The organism is Pseudoalteromonas lipolytica (assembly GCF_003515105.1).
GTDB lineage: Bacteria > Pseudomonadota > Gammaproteobacteria > Enterobacterales > Alteromonadaceae > Pseudoalteromonas > Pseudoalteromonas lipolytica.
The window spans coordinates 1041739-1066567 of sequence record NZ_CP032090.1; the positions used below are offsets into that span (position 1 = coordinate 1041739).

Genomic DNA, 24829 nt, shown 5'->3' on the forward strand with positions numbered 1-24829 from the left:
TTTTTTAGATATAAAGGTGTACCATGTATAACGCTAAAGTTAAAAATTACCAAAAAGAGGCACTTAAGACTCGTGTGGCGGGTGCTGATCGCTATGAAATAATCCAGATGTTAATGGCTGGTGCTTTAGAAAAAATGGTACTAGCTAAAGTTGCTATAGAGAAAAAAAATCTAGAAGCTAAGAGTGAGCACTTATCTAAAGCCTCAGCAATTTTTGAAGCATTACGTGGATGTTTAGATTTTGAAGTGGGTGGAGAGGTTACTGAAAACTTATACGCACTTTATTCATACATGATTGACAGACTCATTGATGCATCAATTAAAAATGATATAGAAATTATTGATGAAGTATCTGGGTTATTAAAAGAAATTAAATCTGCATGGGATGCGATCCCAGTTGAAGTTCGCAATAAAACGTTTTCAGAAAACAGTGCTCATGCAAGCTAATATTCATGATTTGCAAGCTCAACTTGAAAAGGTTGAGTCAGCGTTGAGCGAAGAAAACATTGAAAGCTGTGTTGAATTAGTCAATGAGTTACATTTGATGCTCGAGAGTTTTTTTAACTCAGATAGTGACATCCCATCTGAAGCTCATCCTCAATTAAATCAGTTGTTACAGAAGTTAGATGGATACAGTTCTGATATTCTTTTAAAGAAGAACGAAGCTAAAAGCCAACTAACGAGTATCGTTAAAAATAAAAAGAAAGTAGGCCTTTATAACCAAATAAAGTAGGAACAGATGAAAAGCACTTTGGGTTTAGATAAAGAATTAGATCACCTTGCAGATAAATTGACAGAGGTAAGGGCGCATGAAGAGCGTGAGCAAAAGTTTGCTTCAGAAGCAAATGAAAGATTTGTACTAAACCTAGAAGTCTTTAGGAAATATTATCCTGATATTTTTAACGTTGTAAGTAGCTATAAACCCAGAGAAGATTTCTGCCTTCATGTCACTAAGTCAGGCCATGGTAACTTTAAACCAAAAGACTCTGAAGTTGTATTATATAGTGATAATCCAAAAGCCCAAGCTAAAGAACAAGTAGATAAATACACCTCGCAAGCAAACTTTGGTCGTGCAGACTATTTTTCAACTCAGAAATGGGATACAAGTCCTGATGACGATCGTCTGCACATGAAATATATGTCTAAATTAAGTGGTATTTTAAGTGAGCGGAAGAAAGAGCGTTCGCATAAATTAGCATTTAGTCTCCCTACTCATTATCCTACGGCACTCATCTTTGGCATTGGTTTGGGGTATCACATTCCTGAATTAATGAAAAAGCACAGTTTTGACTATGTTTTTATTTGTGAGCCTGACTTTGAGCTATTTTTTGCGAGTTTGTTTTGTATTGATTGGCAAAAAGTCATTCATGATTTAGATAATGCGGGAAGCTCACTTTTTTTAAGTATTGGCGTTGATTATGAGTCGTTTTTTGAAGAGGTATACAGGATATCTCTCGAAGTAGGTTCTACTGCTGTAGTAAATAGCTTTTGTTTCCAACATTACCCTTCAAAAGAAATTAATGAGTTAATTAAATCTTTTTTCAAAAACTACTACCAGCTTCACCAAGGCTTTGGTTTTTACAATGATGGAATTACAGGGCTAGCCCACAGTATTTACAATGTTGAAAACGGAATAGAATTTTACTTTAAGAATGAAAAAGAAAATCAGTTTTTAGATGATGTTCCAGTATTTGTAGTAGGGAATGGTCCTTCATTAGACCAATCTATTGATCTAATAAGAGAAAATCAAGATAAAGCCATCATATTTGCTGCCGGAACTGCACTCCAAAGTTTATTAAAAGTAGGCATAACACCAGATTTTCATGTGATTGTTGAAAGGCCTAAATCTCAATATGATGTGTTAGTAGATATACTGCCAAGAGAAGAGTACAAAAAGCTAAATCTTTTATCAGTAGATGTTATTTATCCTGAATTACCAAAGCTTTATAAATGGGCAGGTTTAGGTCTAAAAGGGCCTGAAGCATCTACCGCATTTTTGACACTACATAGTTTTTTAAAATACAGACAACCAATTACAGAATTACCAGCGAGTGGGCCTTTTGTATCTAATACCGCCTTTTCTTTTGCAACAATGTTAGGTTTTAAAAATATTTATCTAATAGGTGTCGATAATGGTTATTCGTTAAGTGGTCAAACGCACTCGAAGCTAAGTATTTACTCTGATACAGGCCTTAAATCAAAATACAGTGCCCCAGCTGGTGCTGATATTGACTTTGAAGCGAATTTAAATTATGCCGTTAAAGCAACACCTTTAATGGCCATGTCGAAAAACAGTCTTGAAAGACTAGCAAGGCAGTTACCTAAATCCGTGGCCGTATACAATGTAGGTGAGGGTGCTCGAATTTCAGGAACTCAACCGTTATCTGAGGATGATGTAATTTTATCAAAAGTGATCGATGATAAAGATATGATTATCGAAAAGATAAAGTCAGCAAACTTCCAAAAAGTCAGTTTTGATGATTTTGAAGGTAAACTTAACTTTGATGAGTTTGAGTCTCTTTGTGATCATTTAATTGAGTTAGCGAGTAGTCATTACTCATCTCGTGAAGAAGCGAGTAATTTAGTTAATCGGCAGCAACGCGTCATATATGCTTATAAACACTCAGCCCACCCCCATATTTTTAATTTGCTAAAAGGGACTATGCTGTACTTTTTCTGCCCCCTTCTAACTACTTTGTATTATTTTGAAGATGAAAAAATATCAAAAGATTACTTTTCTCGGATTAATAAACTTTGGATTGCTTTCTTAATTGAAGTGAAAAGTGATTTTAGAGTGAACTGGAAAACCAAATGTAAAACAGTGCACGAAGCACATAAGTAGAGAAATTATAAGTAATATGCTTTTCTTAAATTAACTTATTGCTTCAAGAGTGCACAGTTAAAATCTTTAAGACCGTTGCTATGATCTATCAATAGGCTATAACTTATTTTCAATAAAGTTTGTCGTTAAATACACGTGATATAGCTTTTTAACAATTAGCTTTACTGATTTACTCGAACTTTAGCAATGCGACTCTCTTTTACTTAGGAGGATGTTCATAGCTAGCCTGGAATTAGTCTCGATCGCCTATCTGATATCAATCTGTAAAAATCCAAAATCATTTTGCGGTTTTCTTACCTCAGAATACCTCTCTTAGTTAAACGATTTGGTATAAATTCCAATTTGCCACTTTTTTGCTTATAATTTAAGCAATCGGTTTGTCGGAGGCCGCTATGAAAATTCAATCACCCAAAATCGGGTTACTCAATCAAACTCAGCAAGCAAATAACAAGCTTGCTGAACAATTAGCGACAGGTAAAAAAGTAAATTCTGCGGCGGACGATGCCGCTGTACTGCAAATTATTGATAGGCTAACCTCTCAGCAAAATGGTTATAGCCAAGCTATTAGCAATGCTTATGATGGTATTTCTTACTCGCAAGTGACTGAGTCTAACTTGTCGGGCGTTAACGATGCGGTGTCGCGAATCCGCGAGCTGTCTATCCAAGCAGGCAATGGTGCACTGACAGACAATGACAGAGCAGCATTGCAAGAAGAAGTAACGCAGTTGCAAACGCAGATCACAGAAACATTTGAAAATGCCACTTTTGGTGGTAAGCCATTGTTTGATGGTGAGCAAGTATCATTTCAAGTGGGACCAGATGCCAATACCACCCAGTCAATTACGCCGAGTAACGGCAGTATCGCCTCAGTGATTGCGGGTATTGATATCTCGACACAAGCAGGAGCACAAGCTGCGATTGATATAAGCGACCAAGCGAGCGAAGAAATTAACACGCAACGTACTGAGCTAGGTGCATTTCAAAACACTTTAGAAAGTACAATAAAAGGACTGGGTAACCAACGCGAAAACATTGCAGCAAGTCAAAGTCGAATTGAAGACACTGATTATGCAAAAGCGGTGTCTGATCAAATTGCTAATGATATTTTATCGCAGGCATCCGTTGCACTGCGTGGACAAGCAAACCGTTCTGCAGAATCAATTTTGGGTTTGCTTTAACCCTTTAGTATTAGTTATAGCTGCTGAGTGACTATTTTTTGGCGTTGATGTCAAAAAGTTGCCGCTTAGCGCTTGCATCCCTCTTAAACTCGCTTACAATTTAGAAACTAACTAACCCGTAGTCACTGTGGTTCGCCAATAATGATCTTAATTTTAGACAATAATAATAATCGTGCGATTGGTTTAAATGCAGCCCTCACTTTTATCGGAGAAGCTGTACAACTCGTTGATGAGTCAACACTTCAATCATTTTGTGAAAAACATCAACAACAAGAGTGCATGGTTATTCTTGGTGCACTTCAGCAATTAGATCATGAGTCTGTCATTAAGCAGTTTCCTGCGATCCCTTTTCTTTTGATTGGTGAAACGTTAAAACCACTTTTAAGCATTGCCAATGTTGTAGGCTTAATTTGTGAGCCATTTAATCATGATGTGACTACGCAGCTTTTACATGATTGTCAGCAGTATCAACGTATGTTGCCGGGCGATCATAAACAGTCAAAATCGAATAAATTGTTTGATGGTTTGGTTGGTGAAACAGATGCCGTTAAAGATGTGCGCTTTTTAATTGAGCAAGTTGCTAAAACCGATGCCAATGTGCTGATACTCGGTGAATCTGGAACGGGTAAAGAAGTGGTTGCGCGAAATGTTCATTTGCTATCTAAGCGCAGCTCCGGCCCATTCGTTCCCGTTAACTGTGGTGCCATTCCGGGTGAGTTATTAGAAAGTGAATTATTTGGCCATGAGAAAGGCGCATTTACAGGTGCAATTTCGGCGCGAAAAGGACGTTTTGAATTAGCCCAAGGTGGTACGCTCTTTCTTGATGAAATAGGTGATATGCCGCTACAGATGCAAGTAAAGTTGCTGCGCGTTTTACAAGAGCGAAGCTATGAGCGGGTCGGTGGTACGAAACCAATTCAAGCCGATGTGCGTATTATTGCAGCGACCCATCGCAATTTAGAAGAGATGATAGAAAAAGGCGATTTTCGTGAAGATTTATTCTATCGTTTAAATGTATTTCCTATTGAGAACCCGTCTTTAAGCGAACGCGCTGATGATATTCCGCTCCTGCTTAAAGAGTTAATGCGTCGTGTTAACGAGCAAAGTGGCACGACGGCGAAGTTTACAGAGCGAGCAATTCAAAGCTTAAAAGAGCATGCGTGGCCTGGGAATATTCGTGAACTGGCAAACTTGGTTGAGCGTATGGTGATCATGTTCCCTGATAAAGTGGTTGATGTGCCAGATTTACCTGCAAAGTATCGTTACATAGAAGTTGAAGCCTATCAGCCTGAGTACCCTGAAGAGTTGATGGAACGAGATGCATTTAACGATATATTCAGCACTGGCTTTAGCGATTATGAAGATGAAGAGCCGCAAACGCCCGCTACACATGTTGACTCGGGTTTATTACCAGATGATGGCATTGAGCTTAAAGAATACTTAGCAGAACTTGAAATTAGCCTAATTAGTCAAGCGCTTGAGCGTTATGACTATGTTGTAGCGCGTGCTGCCGAAATTTTGGGCGTGCGCCGCACGACACTCGTCGAAAAAATGAAAAAATATAACTTATCGCGAGACTAGCGCTTGTTTGTATTATGTAGGTCGATGTTTACGGGAATACCTGAATTAACAGGCTAAAGTACGACCTACTTGATATCGCATTACCTTCCTTTATTTAAATCAAGCGCTTAATATTGCTCGATTATCTGGGCTTTTCTAAAACAATCATTACTGTGATCGTTAACCATGCCACAGGCCTGCATATGGGCATAAACAGTTGTTGGACCTAAAAATTTAAAACCACGTTTTTTTAAATCTTTTGCAAATGATGTCGAGGCTTCAGTAATGGCTGGGTAATCTTCAAGTTTATCGACATTATTCACCAAAGGTTTGCCCCCAACGAACTGCCATTGGTAATTTGAGAAGCTACCAAACTCTTTTTGTATCTCAATAAATCGCTTGGCATTATTAATCGTGGCGGCAATTTTTAAGCGATTGCGAATAATGCCGTCATCTTGCATTAGGCGTTCAATGTCGCTGTCATCCATTTGTGCAACGTCGTCAACAACAAAATTTTTAAAGGCGCGACGGTAGCCATCACGCTTTTTTAAAATTGTGTACCAGCTGAGTCCTGCTTGTGCAGATTCTAAAGTAATGAATTCAAAAAGGCGGTGGTCATCATAAATTGGCACCCCCCATTCTTCGTCATGATAGGCGACATAATCGTCTTTGCTGGTATCGAGCCATGGGCAGCGGTTGTGGTGATGGTGTTGCATCGTTCCCTCGCAATTGTCATTTTTTTGTCGTTGTAAAATTAACGCTAAACTACTGAAATAAAACAATAATAATTATGGTACGGATTGTGCATTTATACAGCTAGACACGATTTTTTGAGTATCGATTATGGCCTTAGCACATGTACTAAAACCACAATTTATCACAGCTAATCAATATAACCCATGTTTACAGCAAGAAGAGTATGTGGGTGAGTTGAGTGAACTTCGTCAGCAAGCAAGTTGGTTGAGCCATTTGGTTGATACCATGCCTGCGGGGGTTGTGGTATTGGATGGCCGCGGCATGATTGCAAAAGCGAATCAAATCGCTATCGATATGCTTGGTGAGCCTCTGGAAGGTGAAAAGTGGTTCAGCGTTATTCAGCGCTCTTTTCGTCCTAAACAAGATGATGGTCACGAAGTCTCACTCAAAGATGGTCGTTTGATTAAGCTTGATATAACGGCTCTGACGCCAGAACCGGGGCAATTAATTTTAATGACCGATTTGACCGAAACACGCCGACTGCAAAAGCGTGTTGCGCACATGCAGCGCCTGAGTGCGCTGGGTAAAATGGTCGCATCGCTTGCGCATCAAGTAAGAACACCGCTTTCGGCTGCTATGTTATATGCGGCTAATTTAGGCTCTAAACGCTTACCTGAAAGCTCACGGGGTAATTTTCATAACAAGTTAATGTCACGATTAAAAGATTTAGAAACCCAAGTGAATGATATGTTGTTGTTTGCTAAAAGTGGCGAACAGCAAGTAGTTGAGCGTGTATCAATGCAGCAATTACTCAATGAAGTAAAAGCAGGAGCTGATGCTATGGTGGCGCAAAACCACAGTGAATTAACCGTTAGTTTGCCAGAGCCCGATATTGAAATTGTGGGCAATAAAACAGCGTTAGCCAGTGCTGTTCAAAATCTTATTCATAACAGTATTCAAATTATTGGCCAGCACGCAAAAGTGTCACTCAGCGCTCAGCGTGATGAGAGGAGTGAACACTGTGTTCGTATCAGCGTCAGCGATAATGGCCCTGGAGTCGATATTAGCCAAGCCGAAAAATTATTTGAACCCTTTTACACAACGAAAAGCCAAGGTACAGGGCTTGGGCTTGCAGTCGTAAGCTCAGTCGCTAATGCGCATCAAGGGCGGGTCGAAGTGGCTAATAATGCCCATGGGGGGGCATGTTTTAGTTTAATCCTGCCCATTAGTGCAGAAACTACGTCAGTGGAGGCAAGATGAATACGAACTCTATTTTAGTCGTTGAAGACGACGCAGGCTTACGCGAAGCCTTAATTGATACATTGGAAATGTCAGGTATTGATTGCATCGCTGCCGACAGTGCCGAGCAAGCAATGGTATTGCTAAAGCAAGGAACGTATTCATTGGTGGTAAGCGATGTACAAATGGGCGCGATGAGCGGCCTTGATTTATTGCGTAGCATTAAACTTAATTACCCTGAACTACCAGTATTAATGATGACAGCATACGCCACCATTGATGATGCGGTTGAGGCAATGCGTTTAGGGGCCATTGATTATATGGCTAAACCATTTGCACCCGAAGTTTTACTGAATATGGTGAGTCGTTATTTACCCGAGAAAGAAAAAGAAACCGATGGGCCGATTGTCGCGGATCCATCCAGTATTAAATTACTTGAGCTGGCCAGTAAAGTGGCACGTTCAGATGCCAGTGTCATGGTGCTCGGACCCAGTGGTTCGGGTAAAGAAGTGCTGGCGCGCTTTATTCACGATAAATCAAGTCGCGCAGATGCTCCTTTTGTAGCGATTAACTGTGCCGCTATTCCTGAGAACATGTTAGAAGCGACCTTGTTTGGTTATGAAAAAGGCGCGTTTACTGGGGCGATTCAAGCGTGTCCGGGCAAATTTGAACAAGCACAAGGTGGCACTATCTTGCTTGACGAAATCACCGAAATGGATTTGGGTCTGCAAGCTAAGTTATTGCGTGTTTTGCAAGAGCGTGAAGTTGAGCGTTTGGGTGGTCGTAAAACCATTGAGCTCGATGTTAGAGTACTCGCAACCAGTAACCGTGATTTAAAAGAAGCTGTTAGCGAAAATTTATTCAGAGAAGATTTGTATTATCGTTTAAATGTTTTTCCTTTAATGTGGCGTCCGCTGTGTGAGCGCCCAGGTGATATTATTGTCCTTGCAGAGCATTTAATTGAGCGTCATTGCATCAGAAGTAAAGAGCCTATCGCATTATTAACTGAGCAAGCTAAGCAAAAACTGCTATCGCATGCTTGGCCGGGTAATGTCCGTGAACTTGATAATGTGATTCAGCGTGCACTGATACTATGTGATGGTAATAGCATTCATGAAGACGATATATTTATTGAAGAGCTCTTAGTGGTTAAAGCACAGACTGTAAATAGTGCACCGGTGCAAAATGCCCCGGTTTATAAAGAGCAAGTGGTTAACCCCACGCATGACGAAATTCCATCTGTTAACGAGCAGGGAAATTATAAAGATGAGCTTAAAGACAAAGAGCATCGCATTATTTTAGAAACCCTAGCTAGGTGTCAAGGAAAGCGTAAAGAGGTTGCTGAAACATTAGGGATTAGTCCACGAACACTTAGATATAAACTAGCTCAAATGCGCGACTTAGGTATTGCATTACCCGCTTAAAAGCATCCCCCTTTAACTGACAAGCTCACTCCATGTGGGCTTGTTTGCTGTCAAAACTCTGACAAACAAAATAACCATCTAACACATTGATTTATAGTGTTTTATTTTGTGGCACGTTTTGTGCTTTATCTGTGTATAAGTAAACTGCATTGTCAGAGAGTATTATGAAAGTTCAAAACAGCGCATTATTTCAAGAAATGCAATCTATGGCACTTGAAGCTAGCCGTAGTCAATCCGTTAATAATTTACCAACTCAGGCTCAGCCAACATCATCGGCGCAATTTGGTGACTTACTTACAAGCGCGCTAGATACCGTTAATGGCCTGCAGCAAGAAGCAAAACAAAAAGTAACAGCACTTGAGATGGGAGACCGCAGTGTATCCCTTGCTGAAGTAATGATTGCTTCGCAAAAGTCTTCGGTTGCTTTTGAAGCAACGGTGCAAGTTCGCAACAAACTTGTTGAAGCATATAAAGAAATCATGAACATGCCTGTTTAACTAGGTAGTGGAGAATTATTGTGGCGCAATCTAATCAATCAACTGATCTAGCCCTCGCAGGCGGCGGTGTCGATACTTCAGACACGGATGATCAACAAGAGCAAAAGTCAGGCTACCTCAGTGCCCTCAATGGCGTTGATGTATTACGTCAGGTGACGTTGGTCATTGCACTGGCTATTTGTTTGGCAATCGCAATTTTTATTATTATCTGGGCTCGTCAACCAGATATGCGACCGCTGGGTAAAATGCCAACCGAAGAGCTTATCCAAACGCTGGACTTTTTAGACGCACAGAAGATTGATTATGAACTTGATGGTAATGTCATCTCAGTTGAAGAAGGCGAATACCAAAATATTAAATTATTGATGGCCCGTGAAGGTCTTGAGCAAGCGCCAAGCTCAGGCACCGACATCATCATGCAAGATATGGGCTTTGGTGTTAGCCAACGCTTAGAACGTGAACGTTTAAAACATGGTCGTGAGCAGCAACTTGCTCGCACAATCGAAGAGCTAAAAAATGTCACTCGCGCCAAAGTGCTTTTAGCAATTCCAAAAGAAAACGTATTTGCTCGTCGTGAAAAACTACCATCAGCTACCGTTGTACTGACTCTTAAACGTGGCCGTATGTTAGATGGTGAAGAAATCGACTCAGTTGTTGATATTGTTGCCTCTGCAGTACAAGGTCTTTCACCTGAGCGTGTTACGGTGACAGATCAAAACGGTCGCTTACTTAATTCGGGTTCACAAAATTCACTGGCAGCGCGTTCTCGCAAAGAATATGAAATTGAGCGCAAGCGTGAAGAAGAATACTTAAATAAAATCGACAGCATCTTAATTCCTGTCGTAGGCTTAGGTAATTACACTGCGCAAGTTGATTTAAATATGGACTTTAGTGCGGTAGAAGAAACACAAAAGCGCTACAACCCAGACTTACCTGCAGTGCGCAGTGAAACAACATTTGAAGAAAATAACATTGGTGGTCTTGCTGTGGGGATCCCAGGTGCCTTGACTAATCAACCGCCTGTTAATTCAAATATTCCTGAAGTTGCAGGACAGGGGGGTGCTGGTAGTGCAATGAACCCAAGTCGTTCGCACAAAGAAGCAACCCGTAATTACGAGCTAGATACCACTATTTCTCATAAGCGTCAGCAAACAGGTGTTATTCGTCGTATTAGTGTATCTGTTGCGGTTGACTATGTGCCACAAGTGGGTGAAAACGGCGAGACAACAATGGTTCCTCGTTCTGTTGAAGCGCTGTCAAATATCCGTCGCTTGCTACAAGGCGGAGTGGGGTTTGATATGCAACGTGGTGATGCGCTTGAAGTTGTTACTGTTCCGTTTGTACGTGAAGACACCGCTGCGGCCATAGAAGTGCCTATTTGGGAACAAGACTGGTTTATGAAGATATTGCGTTTATCATTAGGTGCATTAGTGATTATCGTACTTATCATGGCGGTTGTGAAACCTATGCTGAAACGCTTAATTTACCCAGATGATACACTTGAAGAGTATGATGAAGATGCACTTAGCTCTGGTGTAGATATTGGTGATAGTACGCTAGATATGCTAAATAAAGACTTTGACTCTGCTGCTGTAGGATTCTCAAGTGATGGTACACTACAGCTGCCAGATTTACATGGTGATGAAGATTTACTCAAAGCAGTTCGTGCATTGGTTGCTAATGAACCAGAACTGTCTTCTCAAGTAGTGAAAGCGTGGTTAACTGAAGATGACTGATCAAGAACAAAAACAACTCCCACCGGCGTTTGATGTTGATAAATTAGACGGTGTTGATAAAGCAGCGATTTTATTGCTGAGTTTATCGGAAGAAGATGCTGCGCAAATTCTAAAACACTTAGAGCCTAAGCAAGTGCAAAAAGTGGGCATGGCGATGGCTGCATTAGACGATTTATCGCAAGCGAAAATCAGCGCCGTTCATAACTTGTTTATTGAGCAAATTCAAAGCTTCAGTACCATAGGTTTCCAATCTGAAGACTTTATTAAAAAAGCGCTTACGGCCGCACTTGGTGAAGATAAGGCCGCCAGCCTAATCGACCAAATTGTGATGGGTTCGGGAGCGAAAGGTCTTGATTCACTTAAGTGGATGGACTCGAAACAGGTGGCTAATATTATTCGTAATGAGCATCCGCAGATTCAAACCATTGTGCTTTCTTACTTAGAGCCTGAGCAATCAGCCGAGATTCTGTCGCAATTCCCAGAGAAAGTGCGTCTTGATTTAACGATGCGTATTGCGAACCTTGAAGAAGTTCAACCAGCTGCATTGCAAGAGTTAAACGAGATCATGGAGAAACAGTTCGCCGGCCAAGCAGGTGCACAGGCAGCGAAAATGGGCGGCTTAAAAGCAGCGGCAGATATCATGAACTACCTTGATACCAATATTGAAGGTCAGTTAATGGATTCGATTCGTGAGCATGACGAAGAAATGTCGCAACAAATTCAAGACTTGATGTTCGTATTCGAAAACTTAATGGATGTAGAAGATCGAGGTATTCAAGCGATTCTGCGCGAAGTACAGCAAGATGTCTTAATGAAAGCGATTAAAGGCACAGATGAGGCACTGAAAGAGAAGATCTTAAGTAATATGTCTAAACGTGCAGCGGAATTACTGGCCGACGACTTAGAAGCTATGGGCCCTGTGCGTATTAGTGAAGTAGAAGCGGCACAAAAAGAAATTTTGTCTACAGCACGTCGTTTAGCTGACTCAGGCGAAATTATGCTTGGCGGTGGCGGTGGTGAGGAGTTCCTGTAAACCATGACAAAGCCTTCCTTTCATCCCGGACGCCCAGTTCATGCAAGTGACGCAGTCGATGAACTACTCGAGAACTGGCCGATTCCTGATGTAGCGCAAGATACCCGAAAGTTTGCTGGGCGCTCAACAGCTTACGGTACCCCTTTGGCTGATCTGTACCGTAAAGAGCAAGAAAAAAAAGACGTTGAAGAAGAGCCAGAAGAACCTGAATTTCCACCTTTGACGATGGCTGAGCTTGAAAAAATTCGTCAAGATGCTTTCGACGAAGGCTTAAAGCAAGGCCATGAGCAAGGTTACATTGATGGCTTTGAAAAAGGCGTGGGTGAAGGAAAAGAAGCGGGCTACAAAGAGGGTGTTGAGCTGGGTAAAGCACAAGGCCAAGAAGACATAAAACCGATTTTAGAAGAGCAACTGACTACGCTAAGAAGTTTGCTTGATAGCCTAACTCAGCCCTTATCAAAAGTGGATGAAAGTGCTGAAAAGCAACTTGTTCAACTGGCCGTTATGCTTAGCGAATCGCTTATTTATCAAGAAATAAAAACATCACCAGATGTTATTTTGCACGCACTTAAACACGCTATTGATGCACTAGCAGACGAGCAAACAAGAGTGCGTATTCATCTACACCCAGATGACATTGCGCTGATCACCGAAAGTTACGGTGAGCAAACTATTACAGATAATCACTGGCAATTAGTAGCAGAACCGACACTTGAACGCGGCGGCTGCGAAATAAAAACCCCGCAATCATCCATCGATATGACCGTAAAAACACGCGTCAAAGAAACATTGGAAAACTTCTTGCATAATAGTGGTATCTAACTCTTTTTAGGCTCACTATGAGTAGTCAATCAATGACCCTTAGCGACCGTTTAAAACGGTACGAAAAGCATATTAAAGTTTCTAAACCGGCCGTTGCGGGTATGTTGACGCGCGTAGTCGGTTTGACGCTTGAAGCAAGAGGTTTGAGAGCGCCAGTAGGCAGCCAATGTAAAATAGAAACTATCAATGGGTTTGTCGATGCTGAAGTGGTTGGTTTTAACGACCAAACGCTTTATTTGATGCCAAACGACCATATTTCTGGAGTACTCCCCGGTGCAAGGGTGATCCCACAAGTTAATGAAACGGGTTTACCTGTAGGGATGGGCTTATTAGGTCGGGTTGTTGACGGCTTAGGTCGACCGTTGGATGGGCTGGGTGCTGTTAATGCTGAGCACTACCTCAAGTTTGCGCAAAATACGATTAACCCCCTTTCAAGAAGACCAATTAGTCAGCCGATGGATGTGGGTGTTCGTGCGATAAACTCTGTGATTACGGTGGGTCAAGGCCAGCGTATGGGCTTGTTTGCAGGCTCTGGTGTTGGTAAGTCGGTGCTGCTAGGAATGATGACTCGTGGTTCAGAGGCTGACGTCATTGTTGTTGGTCTTGTGGGTGAGCGTGGCCGTGAGGTCAAAGAGTTTATTGAAGAAATACTAGGAGTAGAAGGGCGTAAACGTTCAGTGGTCGTTGCTGCTCCTGCTGATGCATCTCCCTTGATGCGTTTAAAAGGCTGCGAAAGTGCAGTAACCATTGCAGAATATTTTCGTGACCAAGGGCTTAATGTGCTGTTACTGCTCGACTCTGTAACCCGTTATGCTATGGCACAGCGTGAAATAGCGCTGGCAGTGGGTGAGCCACCGGCAACAAAAGGCTATCCACCCTCGGTGTTTGCTAAGTTACCAGCATTGGTAGAACGCGCGGGGAATGGCGGCGAAGGGCAAGGATCTATCACAGCCTTTTTTACGGTACTGAGTGAGGGGGATGATATGCAAGACCCTATTGCTGACTCGGCTCGAGCTATTCTTGATGGACATATTGTGCTCTCTCGAGAGCTTGCTGATAGCGGCCATTATCCCGCAATAGACATTGAAAAGTCGATCTCGCGGGTGATGCCGCAAGTGGTGTCAGAGGCGCATATGCAGCAAGCACGTGTGCTTAAACAGGTTTATTCAATGTATCAGCAGAATAAAGATATGATCACGCTTGGAGCATATCAAAAAGGCACTGACCCGATGCTCGATCAAGCCATTAATATGATGCCAAGAGTCAATCAATTCCTACAGCAAGGCATGAAAGATGTGATCAGTTATGATGATGGCCTTCAAGGCCTTGCGCAGTTATTAGGACAAGCATAATGGCAAACAGTAAACTTGATTTATTATTAAAGCTTGAAAACGACAAAGAAGAATCATTGCGCATGGATTACTTAAAAGCGCAGCAGCACTTGCAAAGTAATCAACAAAAACTGCAAGGTCTAAACAACTTTCGATTAGAGTACTCACAGCAATTGCACTTAAAAGGCCGTTCTGGTTTATCAAGCGCAGGGTTTAGTCAGTACCATTCGTTTATAGCAAAAATCGAAGAAGCCATTCGCCAACAAGCCAGTACTGTTAATACGGCAAAACAAGTTGTATCGCAAAGAAAAACACTGTGGCTAAAACAGCAAGTTAAAGCAAAAGCAGTCGCTAAATTAATTGAGAAACACGCGTTAAAACAGGCTGCGATAGTGGCTAAAAATGAACAAAAAATGTTGGACGAGTTTGCCTCTAATCAGTTCTTCCAGCGTCAACTGAAAAACCCAACCTTATAATCCTGATTTTTAGGCATGCAATTTGCAGCTATCTGCTTAACAGCGTTAATTTTGGCACTTGCGGCGGCAAATTGCCTCTTTATATTTAGGTGAATTATGGCGATCAGTGATATTAATTTGCAGGTTAAAACTGAGCACGATACTGGTTTTTTAAGCAAAGAATCAGAGGCAAATGATCACGCATCAGGCCTAAGCTTTTTAACTGAATTGTCTGAAGCAAGCGAAGCGGTACACTCTAAAACTGTCGCTAATAAACAGAGCGACAATAGTAACGTAATGCAAAGTGAGGCTGAACAAGCAGGCGGTGTCGTAGCAAATAATACAGACAGCAAACAGGTCTCTGATAAGCCGACGCATAATGATGAAGGCACAGACGTTGCCCTCATCGAAGGGGAAGACAACCCACTGCTCTCACAAATTAATGCATCACACGCAATGAGCACGCGTGTAAACGTGCTCGCAGACAAACATGAATTTAGTGGGATTGTGGTTGATAAAAAGCCCACCCCAATTGATGATATTACGCCTGTTATTCCTTCGCCTTTAAGTGCGTCTTTAGCAGATGATGATGCGTTGTCTGACAGCGAAAACTCAGTTGCCAATCTATTAACTAAGTCTAAAGTTGCTACCGCGATTGACAATCAATTGAAACCGATTGGCGAATTGCCACCGAAAGATTCAGTCACGCCAATTATTGATAGTCCGTCTGTACTCGATGACACTGAAAATGCGACAACAGTAAACACTGCCAAGCAGCCTCAAGTTATCACGGCAAATACTACTGAGCAAAATGCAGCGATGAAACAGGCCGCACAGGCTACAGAACTGTTGAGCAGTGTAAGTAATGATACGAAGGCCGCATCGTTAGGTTCAGTGGTGACTCCCAGTGGCGAAGTGCAAGAATCGCAAGTTGTAGATGCTAAGTTAGCACCGACTAACAACGCTGCTGAAAATGCGAAAAATATCGCTAGTAAGCCAGCGATAGATACTGACAATACCATTACTAAAATGGCGGCGACAAATTCAGCTGATAGCGTGATGAGTGAGAAAGCGGCAAACGAGTCAGTCACGAATCAATCAATTGTCAGCTTGTTGGCAAAAGTACAAAGTGGTGATGGTCAAGCGGTCGGTCAATTTGCCAAAGAATTGACTTTAACGTCAACGCAGCAGGTAAAACTTGAGCAGCAAATTAATCAATTAAAGGCGGCAGGTGAGCTAAGCTCAAATGACGTTGATAAGATTAAAGCGCTACTTAGCGAAGCGATGAATACTCATAGTGAAAAAACACAGACACCGCAGCCGGCATTAGTCGCAGACGCAGCGAAAGCAGCACTAAGTAATGCTACAGAAAGCAAAGTGTCTGACAGTAAAGTCCCTGACAGTAAAGTTCCGGCTGCAATAGAAAAACAAATTGCCACATTAACGAAAGATGAGCAGCAAGCATTGCTTAATAAAGTAAACGCACAGTTGCAATCTTTAACACCAGGCACTCAACAATATGAAAAATTAGTGGCGGTGCAGACTCTTTTATCTGACGCGGTTACCCCCGTGAAAGCGGATGCTGTAACACCCACATTAACGGCGACAACAGAGCCTGACAGTAAAAGCCCTAAAGCTGAGCGCAGTGAGCAATTATCAGTGCTAAAAAATGCCAGCGCTGTAAACACAGACACTGAAGCAACATCAAAGCTTGATACTTTACTCGACACTGAGCGCCCAAAAGAGGTGTCGACAGCACGAGTCGTGCAGCTTTTCAATCAATTGACGGCACCGCTTAATCCCTCTCAAACAGGGGCTTATGAGGCGGCCTATCAACAATATGAACAAGCCTTAGATGTGCATAGTTTTCAAACACAGGCTCAACAGCAGCCACAAAGTAAAACAGTGAGCCTTGACCCTGGGGTGATGCAAGCAATTAATATTATAAAAAGTGATGCGGCAAAAATGCTCCAAGAGCGAGTCAGTGCCCTGTTAAATATTAATAACAAAGAAGCTGAAATACGTCTTGATCCGCCTGAAATGGGCAGCATGCAAATTCGTATCCGCAGTGATGCTGAGCAAGCACAAATTAACTTTGTTGTGCAAAATCAACAAGCCAAAGAAGCTTTAGAGCAATCGATGCCACGTCTGCGAGAAATGTTAGCGCAACAGGGGATTGAGCTAGGCGAAAGTAGTATTCAGCAAGGTAACCCTGAACAACAAGGCAGCCAGTCAGAGCAAGGGCAGCTTGCAGGGCATCATAATGACGAAGAGGTTCAGCAAGACGTCACGACGCAAAGCGTAGAAACTTCTCGACAACAATCGTCATCATCAATAGATTACTATGCATAAGTCCTGCTATTATAAGAAATAATACAGTTACAGAGAATGAGTTTACTGTAACGCTTAAGGAAGTGATTATGGCCGAAGACGCAAATTTAGAAATAGAAGATACCGGTAAAAGTAAAAAAAAGCTGATTATAATCATTGCTGCAGTTGTTGTGATTTTAGCCGCAGGTGCAGGGTATTTTTTATTTATGGGCGATGATGCCCCACAAGAAAGCCTTGCTGATGAAACAACGGTTTCTGAAACGGCTGCTCCATCAAGCTCTGCGAAGGTCGGTTCGGCGTTATATGTCGCGATGCCGCGTCCTTTTGTGTTTAATGTGCCAGGTGCCAGTCGTGATCGAATTGTACAAATTAAAGTGCAGTTATTAGTACGCGGTGAAGTAAACGAAGAAACGGCAAAGAAACATATTCCACTTATCGAAAGTACTTTATTAGGGGTGTTGTCTACGACCACAGCTGATGAACTTGGCACCAGTGAAGGTAAAGAGTCAGTGCGTGTGGCGGCACTAGAAAAAGTTCAAACTGCCTTAAATGATGTTGAAGGCAGTAAAGTGATTGAGCGGGTGTTGTTCACCGGCTTTGTGATGCAATAAGGGGTCAGCGTGAGCGATTTATTATCCCAAGACGAAATTGATGCGCTCTTACACGGCGTTGATGAAGTCGAAGAGGAAGATATTCACGACGGTGGTGATTCAGACGGTAATACACTTCAGTATGACTTCTCATCACAAGATCGTATTGTCCGTGGTCGCATGCCGACCTTGGAAATCGTGAATGAACGTTTTGCCCGTCATATGCGGATCAGCTTATTTAACATGATGCGCCGTACCGCAGAGGTATCAATAAACGGCGTACAAATGATTAAGTTTGGCGAGTACATCCATACCTTATTTGTACCAACAAGTTTAAACATGGTGCGTTTTCGTCCTTTAAAAGGCACTGGCCTGATCACCATGGAAGCACGCTTAGTGTTTATTTTGGTCGATAACTTTTTTGGTGGTGACGGGCGTTATCATGCAAAAATAGAAGGCCGTGAATTTACGCCAACAGAGCGTCGTATTGTGCAAATGCTACTCAAAATAATCTTTGAAGATTATAAAGAAGCATGGGCACCGGTTATGGATGTGTCGTTTGAGTACCTCGACTCTGAAGTTAACCCTGCGATGGCAAATATTGTTAGCCCAACAGAAGTGGTGGTTATTAGCTCGTTCCATATTGAACTTGATGGCGGTGGCGGTGACTTTCATATTGCCTTGCCGTATTCAATGCTTGAGCCAATTCGTGAATTACTTGATGCCGGTGTTCAATCAGATACTGAAGACACTGATTTGCGTTGGAGTAAAGCTCTCCGTGATGAAATTATGGATGTCGAAGTCGATTTATCAACTCAGTTATTAGAGGTTGATTTAACGCTTGCGCAAATTATGGAATTAAAAGCGGGTGATATTATTCCCGTTGAAATGCCTGAACACATTACGGTCTTTGTTGAAGAGCTGCCGACCTTTAGAGCTAAAATGGGCCGCTCTCGAGACAATGTGGCATTACAAATTAGTGAAAAAATTAAACGCCCTGAATCAGTTAAGTCTGAACTCCATGTGTTCACTAAAGGTGGCAAAAAACTGGATTCGGATGCAGAATTAGCAGAACTAGAAGAAGATCTTCACCTCTCTGAAGGTGTCGATTTAGACTGGTAGTCGATTTATAAGGTTAAATATAATGAGTGATGATCAAGATACAATGGACGAATGGGCAGCGGCATTAGCCGAGGCCGAGGAAGCCGAAAGTGCAACAAGTAATGCCTCAGTTGCTGAGCTTGACGAGCTGAAAGATGAGAAGCATGAACTCTCAGGTGATGAAAAGCGCAAACTTGACACCATTTTAGATATTCCAGTCACCATTTCGATGGAAGTTGGTCGTTCTAAAATCAATATTCGCAACTTATTACAATTAAACCAAGGCTCTGTTGTTGAGCTTGATCGTGTCGCTGGTGAGCCACTTGATGTGTTAGTTAATGGCACCTTGATTGCGCACGGCGAGGTGGTGGTTGTTAATGACAAGTTTGGTATTCGTCTTACAGATGTGATTAGCCAAGTTGAGCGAATTAAAAAGTTACGATGAGCGCATTTATAGCTTTATCTAGTGCCAGTAGCACTGTTTTTCCTACAGCATCACCTACGGCAGATTTGCTGTCTATGGTGATGTCTTTGCTTTTAGTGTTAGTGGTTATTGTGGTATTGGCGTTTTTTGTCAAGAAGCTCAACCCTAATTTAGCAAACAGTGAAGAGTTTAAAGTTGTTCGCAGTTTACCGCTTGGTTCGCGTGAACGCTTGATGGTTATTGAAATTGATAATGCTCAGCATTTAATAGGTGTTACGCCGCACAGTATTAACTACTTGCATAAGCTAGAAACTCCCTTAAAAGAAAAAGAATTACCGGAACTTGCCAAGCGCTTTGGCAAGTTGTTGAACCCACAATCACCCCCTAATAAAAAGAATTAACGCTATGATCAAGTGGATACTTATTTTAGCTACCGTGTTATTCCTGCCATCTGTTAATGCAGAAGGCATCGATGCACTCACTATCACGACCAACCCCGATGGCTCGCAAGACTACTCGGTAACTTTGCAAGTACTTGCAATAATGACTGCGCTGAGCTTTATTCCTGCGGCAGTGATTATGATGACTTCATTTACGCGTATTATTGTAGTGCTGGCAATTTTGCGCCAAGCAATCGGTTTACAACAAACTCCTTCGAATCAAATATTGCTTGGTATGTCATTGTTTTTAAGTATCTTTATTATGGCGCCAATTTACCAGCAAGTGAATGAGCGTGCGATAGAGCCATACCTAAATGAACAAGTCACCTCAGTGCAAGCGTTAGAATTGGCAAAAGAACCAATGAAAGCCTTTATGCTTTCGCAAGTGCGCCTTAAAGATTTAGAAACATTTGCAAAAATAGCGGGTTACGATAAGTTGGATTCTCCTGAAGACACGCCTTTAATCGTGCTGATCCCCGCATTTGTGACCAGTGAGCTACAAACCGCTTTTATCATAGGTTTTATGTTCTTTATTCCATTTTTGATTGTCGATCTCGTGGTTGCATCGGTCTTGATGGCCATGGGTATGATGATGTTATCGCCGATGATCGTCTCCTTACCATTTAAAATTATGTTGTTCGTACTGGTTGACGGGTGGAGCTTAGTAATGGGGACGCTTGCGAAGAGCTTTGGGCTTGGTGTGTAGCAATGCGTAACATAGCGTGTAACAGTTAGGAGTCATACGATGGAACCGGAAATTTTTGTCGATATTCTCAGCGACGCTTTATTTTTAGTGATCAAGCTGGTGTCAGCGATTGTTGTGCCTGGCTTGCTGGTGGGGCTTGTCGTTGCGGTGTTTCAAGCTGCAACATCAATTAACGAGCAAACACTCAGTTTCTTGCCTCGTCTACTCATTACAATCAGTGCGCTTATATTGGGTGGTCATTGGTTCACTCAAGAACTCATGGATTATTTTACGCGGCTTGTTATGTCGATTCCGGAGATTGCGGGGTAAATGGAGTTTCCATTTGCGGTCATCTTACAGTGGCTCAGTGACTTTTTACTGCCATTTGTACGCATTAGCTCCATGATTATGATCATGGCAGGCTTAGGTGCGAAGAATGTGCCAACGCGTATTAAGCTGGGTTTAGCGGTCGTGGTGACCTTTGTGGCTGTGCCTATGCTGCCGCAGAGCACGTTTACAAACCTGTTTTCGTTTGAAATGGTACTGGTTGTTATCCAACAATTATTGATTGGTGTGGCAATTGGCTTTGCTTCGGTATTATTGCTGAATACTTTTGTACTTGCTGGTCAAATATTGGCGATGCAAACAGGCTTAGGTTTTGCCTCTGTTGTTGATCCCTCGAATGGCTTGAGTGTACCCGCGGTGGGCCAGTTTTACCTGATTCTAGCCACGTTACTATTTTTTGTCTTTAATGGGCATTTGATGATGATTCAAATGGTCATACACAGTTTTGAAGTCTTGCCTATTGATGGTACTTGGTGGTCGGTTGACCACTACTGGGATATCGTTACATGGGGTGGGTGGATGTTTACCACCGCGTTAGTTCTGGCTCTTGCTCCATTGACAGCGATGCTTGTGATCAATATGTCATTTGGGGTCATGACGCGTGCTGCTCCGCAATTAAACATTTTTTCGATAGGCTTCCCTTTTACTCTTGTCGCAGGGCTTGTGATTATTTGGGCTACGTTAGGCAATTTTATGACTCAGTTTGAGTTTCAGTGGTTAAAAATGGTTGAGTTAATGTGCAGCCTTGTTGGCTGTACACCTTAGGAGCGCGCCATGGCTGAAGATTCAGGTCAAGAGAAAACCGAAGAACCCACCGGGAAAAAAATAGAAGACGCCAAGAAAAAAGGCCAAGTTGCCCGCTCTAAAGAGTTGGGAACGATGTTCGTATTAATTTTTTCGGCTATTTCATTGCTGTTGTATGGCCCTGAAATTGGCAAGGGCTTATATAATGTGATGGGACGATTATTAAGCCTTAATCGTAATGAAACTTACGACACCACCAAAATGTTTTCAGTGTGGAGCATTGTCTCTGATGCCTTGTTGTTCCCGATGGCGATGTTTGTTCTCATTATTGTAATAGCGGCATTTATCGGTAACACGTTACTGGGCGGCTTTAACTTTAGTTGGCAAGCTGCAGCGCCTAAAGCCAGCAAAATGTCACCGGCTAAAGGGATTAAACGTATGCTTGGTCCCCAAGCAGGCGTTGAGCTGGTTAAGTCGATATTGAAGTTTGCGGTGGTTGCAGGCTTTGCAGTATTTTTAATTAATACCTTTTTTGATGAAATATTACATCTAAGTATTGAAAGTGCGCCGGGGAATTTCATTCATGCCCTTGAGATTCTAGCTTGGATGTTTTTAGGCCTGACTTGCACGCTAATTATTATTGCAGCGATAGATGCGCCTTATCAAAGCCACAAGCATCACAAAGAGCTTAAAATGACCTTGCAAGAGGTAAAAGACGAATATAAGAACTCAGAGGGTGATCCACAAATTAAAGCCCGTATTCGTCGTACTCAGCGTGAAATGTCGCAAAGGCGTATGATGCAAGACGTGCCAGATGCCGATGTTATCGTGACCAACCCGACTCACTATTCGGTTGCCCTAAAGTACGATACCGCCAAAGCAGGTGCGCCAATTGTACTTGCTAAAGGGGTCGATGAGCTTGCTATGCAAATTCGTAAAGTGGGTAAGGGTAACGATGTGCCTATTGTTGAATCACCCATGCTTACCCGTGCGCTTTATCACACCACCGAGGTGGGCCAGCAAATACCTGATCAACTGTTTACCGCAGTAGCGCAAGTGCTTGCCTATGTATTTCAATTAAAACGCTTCCAAAAAGGGCGTGGTAAACGTCCTGTTCCACTTAATAAAAAGCTCCCTATCCCAGAGGCTTATAAATATTAATTAGCCGTTTAATAACTTGGAATAGTTATTGCAAATTCCGTGTAGTGTCAATTTTTTGAAATTGTTGAATTATGGAATTTAAAGCGGTATTACAACAACTTAATAAAGATAAAAAAGAGTATGCGAAGGGGCTTGGAACACCATTACTGGTGCTTGCAGCCCTTGGCATGGTTATTTTACCTCTGCCTCCTTTTCTTTTAGATATTCTTTTTTCGTTTAATATCGCGCTTGCGCTGGTGGTGTTACTCGTTACGGTTTACACCATGAAGCCCCTTGAGTTTGGTATGTTTCCGGCCGTGCTGCTAATAGCCACAATTATGCGTCTTGCATTGAATGTTGCCAGTACTCGGGTGGTACTCCTTGAAGGTCATAATGGCGGGGATGCTGCTGGTAAAGTAATTGAAGCGTTCGGCTCGGTGGTTATCGGCGGTAACTATGCCGTTGGTCTTGTTGTGTTCCTTATTCTCATTATTATCAACTTTGTGGTTATCACCAAAGGTGCAGGGCGTATTTCAGAGGTGTCAGCGCGTTTTACACTTGACGCTATGCCAGGTAAACAAATGGCGATTGATGCTGACTTAAACGCAGGTTTTATTAGTGCAGAGCAAGCTCGTGAGCGCCGTGAAGAAGTAACCCGTGAAGCCGACTTTTATGGCTCAATGGACGGTGCCAGTAAATTCGTAAAAGGTGATGCTATTGCCGGTATTGTGATCCTTGTGATTAATATCGTGGGTGGTTTATTTGTCGGCATGATTCAACATGACTTAAGCTTCAGCCGTGCAATGGAAGTATATACGTTATTAACCATTGGTGATGGTCTCGTTGCGCAATTACCTTCATTACTTCTTTCAATTGGTACTGCGATTGTTGTGACGCGTCAAAATGAGTCGCATAACATGGGCGATCAGTTTAAGTCGCAGCTAGGAAACGAAAAGTCGTTATTTATCGCTTCAGGTATTTTGATCACCATGGGCCTTGTGCCAGGCATGCCTCATCTTGCATTTTTAAGCTTGGGCGCATTGTTAGGTTACCTTGCTTACTTTACCCAACAACAAAAAATTAAAGCAGAAGCAGAAAAAGCTGAATTGGAAGCAAATGGGGGCTCGCCAGGCACCGGTGTTGCTAACAAGCAAGAGCAAAAAGAATTGGGTTGGGACGATGTACAGCAAGTAGATGTGATTGGTTTAGAAGTCGGTTATCGCTTAATTCCACTGGTTGATCAGTCGCAAGGGGGAGAGCTACTTAACCGTATTAAAGGTGTGCGTAAGAAACTCTCGCAAGAACTCGGTTTCTTGGTACCGCCCGTGCATATCCGTGACAACTTAGAGTTAGACCCTAACGCCTACCGTATCACAATGATGGGTGTATCCAGTGGTGAAGGTGAGCTTAAGCATGGTGACGAACTTGCTATAAACCCAGGGCAAGTATTTGGCCCAATCAAAGGTGTTGAAACAAAAGATCCTGCTTTTGGACTCGATGCAGTATGGATTAAGCCAGACCAGAAAGATGAAGCCCAATCATTGGGTTACACCGTGGTTGATGCAGCTACTGTCGTGGCAACCCATATTAGTCAGCTATTAACAAACAGCGCAGCATTACTATTAGGTCATGAAGAAGTACAGAACCTACTTGATATGTTAGCGAAAAGTCATCCTCGTCTTGTCGAGGGACTGGTTCCTGACGTATTACCATTGACCACGGTTGTAAAAGTGCTGCAAAACTTACTTAACGAAGGGGTCGCAATTCGTGATATGCGTTCAATTGTTCAGACCCTTGTTGAATATGGCCCACGTAGCCAAGACCCAGATGTGCTAACGGCTGCAGTGCGAATTTCACTGCGCAGATTGATTGTTCAAGATGCGGTTGGTATGTCATCTGAAATCCCTGTCATAACCTTGGCGCCTGAGTTGGAACAGATGTTGCATCAGTCACTTCAAAATGCAGGTGACGAAGGTGCCGGAATAGAGCCAGGACTTGCAGAGCGACTTCAGCAATCATTAAATGAAGCGCATCAAAACCAAGAAATGGCCGGCGAACCTTCGATATTACTAACGTCAGGAATGTTACGCACTGTGTTATCTCGTTTTGTTAAGTACACCATCCCAGGTTTAAGGGTAATGTCTTACCAAGAGGTACCAGACGAAAGACAGATTAAGATTGTCAGCTCAGTAGGCCAACAATAGGATAGTAAAGGGG

General features: G+C 42.4%; 24 protein-coding genes. 23 read left to right on the top strand and 1 reads right to left on the bottom strand.

Annotation, left to right across the window (positions count from 1 at the left end):
• Nucleotides 1-23: 23 nt before the first annotated feature.
• The 5 genes from fliS (at nt 24) to D0907_RS04720 (ending at nt 5600) form a co-directional block, all read left to right on the top strand.
• Nucleotides 24-446 carry a flagellar export chaperone FliS gene (gene fliS / locus D0907_RS04700; protein WP_118844090.1) on the top strand — a complete coding sequence of 141 codons (423 nt, stop codon included), beginning with the start codon at nt 24-26 and terminating at the stop codon, nt 444-446.
• A complete protein-coding gene (locus tag D0907_RS04705) occupies nt 436-732 on the top strand; it encodes a hypothetical protein (protein WP_118844091.1) in 297 nt (98 codons plus the stop codon). The genes fliS and D0907_RS04705 overlap by 11 nt, the downstream gene beginning before the upstream one ends.
• Before the next feature lie 6 nt (nt 733-738).
• A complete protein-coding gene (locus tag D0907_RS04710) occupies nt 739-2841 on the top strand; it encodes a motility associated factor glycosyltransferase family protein (RefSeq protein ID WP_118844092.1) in 2103 nt (700 codons plus the stop codon).
• Nucleotides 2842-3233: 392 nt separating this feature from the next.
• Nucleotides 3234-4019, top strand: coding sequence for a flagellin N-terminal helical domain-containing protein (locus D0907_RS04715; protein ID WP_118844093.1), 786 nt, complete (start codon nt 3234-3236; stop codon nt 4017-4019).
• Between the two features lie 141 nt (nt 4020-4160).
• Nucleotides 4161-5600 carry a sigma-54 dependent transcriptional regulator gene (locus tag D0907_RS04720; protein WP_074988678.1) on the top strand — a complete coding sequence of 480 codons (1440 nt, stop codon included), beginning with the start codon at nt 4161-4163 and terminating at the stop codon, nt 5598-5600.
• Nucleotides 5601-5707: 107 nt separating this feature from the next.
• Here the strand turns inward: D0907_RS04720 and D0907_RS04725 are convergent, their stop codons facing one another.
• Nucleotides 5708-6295, bottom strand: a complete 588-nt coding sequence (locus D0907_RS04725; protein ID WP_118844094.1) for a DNA-3-methyladenine glycosylase I — start codon at nt 6293-6295, stop codon at nt 5708-5710.
• 127 nt (nt 6296-6422) lie between these two features.
• On the opposite strand from D0907_RS04725, the gene D0907_RS04730 reads away from it, so the two are divergent.
• The 18 genes from D0907_RS04730 (at nt 6423) to flhA (ending at nt 24816) form a co-directional block, all read left to right on the top strand.
• A complete protein-coding gene (locus D0907_RS04730; RefSeq protein WP_036970150.1) occupies nt 6423-7535 on the top strand; it encodes a sensor histidine kinase in 1113 nt (370 codons plus the stop codon).
• Nucleotides 7532-8938: a sigma-54-dependent transcriptional regulator gene (locus tag D0907_RS04735; RefSeq protein ID WP_065978745.1), complete on the top strand. Its 1407-nt coding sequence runs from the start codon at nt 7532-7534 to the stop codon at nt 8936-8938. Before D0907_RS04730 ends, D0907_RS04735 begins: the two co-directional genes overlap by 4 nt.
• Nucleotides 8939-9102: 164 nt before the next feature.
• Nucleotides 9103-9435 carry a flagellar hook-basal body complex protein FliE gene (fliE, locus tag D0907_RS04740; protein WP_036970144.1) on the top strand — a complete coding sequence of 111 codons (333 nt, stop codon included), beginning with the start codon at nt 9103-9105 and terminating at the stop codon, nt 9433-9435.
• Nucleotides 9436-9455: 20 nt separating this feature from the next.
• Nucleotides 9456-11171 carry a flagellar basal-body MS-ring/collar protein FliF gene (gene fliF, locus D0907_RS04745; protein ID WP_065978746.1) on the top strand — a complete coding sequence of 572 codons (1716 nt, stop codon included), beginning with the start codon at nt 9456-9458 and terminating at the stop codon, nt 11169-11171.
• A complete protein-coding gene (fliG, locus tag D0907_RS04750; protein ID WP_036970138.1) occupies nt 11164-12204 on the top strand; it encodes a flagellar motor switch protein FliG in 1041 nt (346 codons plus the stop codon). The genes fliF and fliG overlap by 8 nt, the downstream gene beginning before the upstream one ends.
• Before the next feature lie 3 nt (nt 12205-12207).
• Nucleotides 12208-13026 (top strand): flagellar assembly protein FliH, encoded by an 819-nt coding sequence (fliH, locus tag D0907_RS04755; RefSeq protein ID WP_075593867.1) that lies wholly within the window; start codon nt 12208-12210, stop codon nt 13024-13026.
• 17 nt (nt 13027-13043) lie between these two features.
• Nucleotides 13044-14378 carry a flagellar protein export ATPase FliI gene (gene fliI, locus D0907_RS04760; protein WP_075593868.1) on the top strand — a complete coding sequence of 445 codons (1335 nt, stop codon included), beginning with the start codon at nt 13044-13046 and terminating at the stop codon, nt 14376-14378.
• Complete coding sequence (gene fliJ / locus D0907_RS04765) at nt 14378-14833, top strand: flagellar export protein FliJ (protein ID WP_036970129.1); 456 nt, start codon at nt 14378-14380, stop codon at nt 14831-14833. Before fliI ends, fliJ begins: the two co-directional genes overlap by 1 nt.
• A 96-nt stretch (nt 14834-14929) precedes the next feature.
• A complete protein-coding gene (locus D0907_RS04770; RefSeq protein ID WP_075593869.1) occupies nt 14930-17164 on the top strand; it encodes a flagellar hook-length control protein FliK in 2235 nt (744 codons plus the stop codon).
• A gap of 68 nt (nt 17165-17232) precedes the next feature.
• On the top strand, nt 17233-17754 hold the full coding sequence (fliL, locus tag D0907_RS04775; protein ID WP_036970126.1) for a flagellar basal body-associated protein FliL: 522 nt from the start codon (nt 17233-17235) through the stop codon (nt 17752-17754).
• Between the two features lie 9 nt (nt 17755-17763).
• Nucleotides 17764-18855, top strand: coding sequence for a flagellar motor switch protein FliM (gene fliM, locus D0907_RS04780; RefSeq protein WP_036970123.1), 1092 nt, complete (start codon nt 17764-17766; stop codon nt 18853-18855).
• Between the two features lie 22 nt (nt 18856-18877).
• Nucleotides 18878-19279 carry a flagellar motor switch protein FliN gene (gene fliN / locus D0907_RS04785; protein ID WP_036970120.1) on the top strand — a complete coding sequence of 134 codons (402 nt, stop codon included), beginning with the start codon at nt 18878-18880 and terminating at the stop codon, nt 19277-19279.
• Nucleotides 19276-19659, top strand: coding sequence for a flagellar biosynthetic protein FliO (gene fliO, locus D0907_RS04790; protein WP_036970117.1), 384 nt, complete (start codon nt 19276-19278; stop codon nt 19657-19659). Before fliN ends, fliO begins: the two co-directional genes overlap by 4 nt.
• Nucleotides 19660-19663: 4 nt before the next feature.
• Entirely contained in the window at nt 19664-20404 is a 741-nt protein-coding gene (fliP, locus tag D0907_RS04795) for a flagellar type III secretion system pore protein FliP (protein ID WP_036970114.1), read from the top strand.
• 39 nt (nt 20405-20443) lie between these two features.
• Nucleotides 20444-20713 (top strand): flagellar biosynthesis protein FliQ, encoded by a 270-nt coding sequence (fliQ, locus tag D0907_RS04800; RefSeq protein WP_036970111.1) that lies wholly within the window; start codon nt 20444-20446, stop codon nt 20711-20713.
• Nucleotides 20714-21493, top strand: coding sequence for a flagellar biosynthetic protein FliR (fliR, locus tag D0907_RS04805; protein ID WP_065978751.1), 780 nt, complete (start codon nt 20714-20716; stop codon nt 21491-21493).
• Between the two features lie 9 nt (nt 21494-21502).
• Complete coding sequence (gene flhB / locus D0907_RS04810; protein ID WP_036970105.1) at nt 21503-22633, top strand: flagellar biosynthesis protein FlhB; 1131 nt, start codon at nt 21503-21505, stop codon at nt 22631-22633.
• Between the two features lie 71 nt (nt 22634-22704).
• Nucleotides 22705-24816 carry a flagellar biosynthesis protein FlhA gene (gene flhA / locus D0907_RS04815; protein WP_075593871.1) on the top strand — a complete coding sequence of 704 codons (2112 nt, stop codon included), beginning with the start codon at nt 22705-22707 and terminating at the stop codon, nt 24814-24816.
• The last annotated feature ends 13 nt before the right edge of the window (nt 24817-24829 follow it).

Excerpts from the sequence above, each read along its gene's own strand:
- fliS (WP_118844090.1), top strand. The coding sequence starts at position 24 with ATGTATAACGCTAAAGTTAAAAATTACCAAAAAGAGGCACTTAAGACT.
- D0907_RS04705 (WP_118844091.1), top strand. The coding sequence starts at position 436 with ATGCAAGCTAATATTCATGATTTGCAAGCTCAACTTGAAAAGGTTGAG.
- D0907_RS04710 (WP_118844092.1), top strand. The coding sequence starts at position 739 with ATGAAAAGCACTTTGGGTTTAGATAAAGAATTAGATCACCTTGCAGAT.
- D0907_RS04715 (WP_118844093.1), top strand. The coding sequence starts at position 3,234 with ATGAAAATTCAATCACCCAAAATCGGGTTACTCAATCAAACTCAGCAA.
- D0907_RS04720 (WP_074988678.1), top strand. The coding sequence starts at position 4,161 with ATGATCTTAATTTTAGACAATAATAATAATCGTGCGATTGGTTTAAAT.
- D0907_RS04725 (WP_118844094.1), bottom strand. The coding sequence starts at position 6,295 with ATGCAACACCATCACCACAACCGCTGCCCATGGCTCGATACCAGCAAA.
- D0907_RS04730 (WP_036970150.1), top strand. The coding sequence starts at position 6,423 with ATGGCCTTAGCACATGTACTAAAACCACAATTTATCACAGCTAATCAA.
- D0907_RS04735 (WP_065978745.1), top strand. The coding sequence starts at position 7,532 with ATGAATACGAACTCTATTTTAGTCGTTGAAGACGACGCAGGCTTACGC.
- fliE (WP_036970144.1), top strand. The coding sequence starts at position 9,103 with ATGAAAGTTCAAAACAGCGCATTATTTCAAGAAATGCAATCTATGGCA.
- fliG (WP_036970138.1), top strand. The coding sequence starts at position 11,164 with ATGACTGATCAAGAACAAAAACAACTCCCACCGGCGTTTGATGTTGAT.
- fliH (WP_075593867.1), top strand. The coding sequence starts at position 12,208 with ATGACAAAGCCTTCCTTTCATCCCGGACGCCCAGTTCATGCAAGTGAC.
- fliI (WP_075593868.1), top strand. The coding sequence starts at position 13,044 with ATGAGTAGTCAATCAATGACCCTTAGCGACCGTTTAAAACGGTACGAA.
- fliJ (WP_036970129.1), top strand. The coding sequence starts at position 14,378 with ATGGCAAACAGTAAACTTGATTTATTATTAAAGCTTGAAAACGACAAA.
- D0907_RS04770 (WP_075593869.1), top strand. The coding sequence starts at position 14,930 with ATGGCGATCAGTGATATTAATTTGCAGGTTAAAACTGAGCACGATACT.
- fliL (WP_036970126.1), top strand. The coding sequence starts at position 17,233 with ATGGCCGAAGACGCAAATTTAGAAATAGAAGATACCGGTAAAAGTAAA.
- fliN (WP_036970120.1), top strand. The coding sequence starts at position 18,878 with ATGAGTGATGATCAAGATACAATGGACGAATGGGCAGCGGCATTAGCC.
- fliO (WP_036970117.1), top strand. The coding sequence starts at position 19,276 with ATGAGCGCATTTATAGCTTTATCTAGTGCCAGTAGCACTGTTTTTCCT.
- fliP (WP_036970114.1), top strand. The coding sequence starts at position 19,664 with ATGATCAAGTGGATACTTATTTTAGCTACCGTGTTATTCCTGCCATCT.
- fliQ (WP_036970111.1), top strand. The coding sequence starts at position 20,444 with ATGGAACCGGAAATTTTTGTCGATATTCTCAGCGACGCTTTATTTTTA.
- fliR (WP_065978751.1), top strand. The coding sequence starts at position 20,714 with ATGGAGTTTCCATTTGCGGTCATCTTACAGTGGCTCAGTGACTTTTTA.
- flhB (WP_036970105.1), top strand. The coding sequence starts at position 21,503 with ATGGCTGAAGATTCAGGTCAAGAGAAAACCGAAGAACCCACCGGGAAA.
- flhA (WP_075593871.1), top strand. The coding sequence starts at position 22,705 with ATGGAATTTAAAGCGGTATTACAACAACTTAATAAAGATAAAAAAGAG.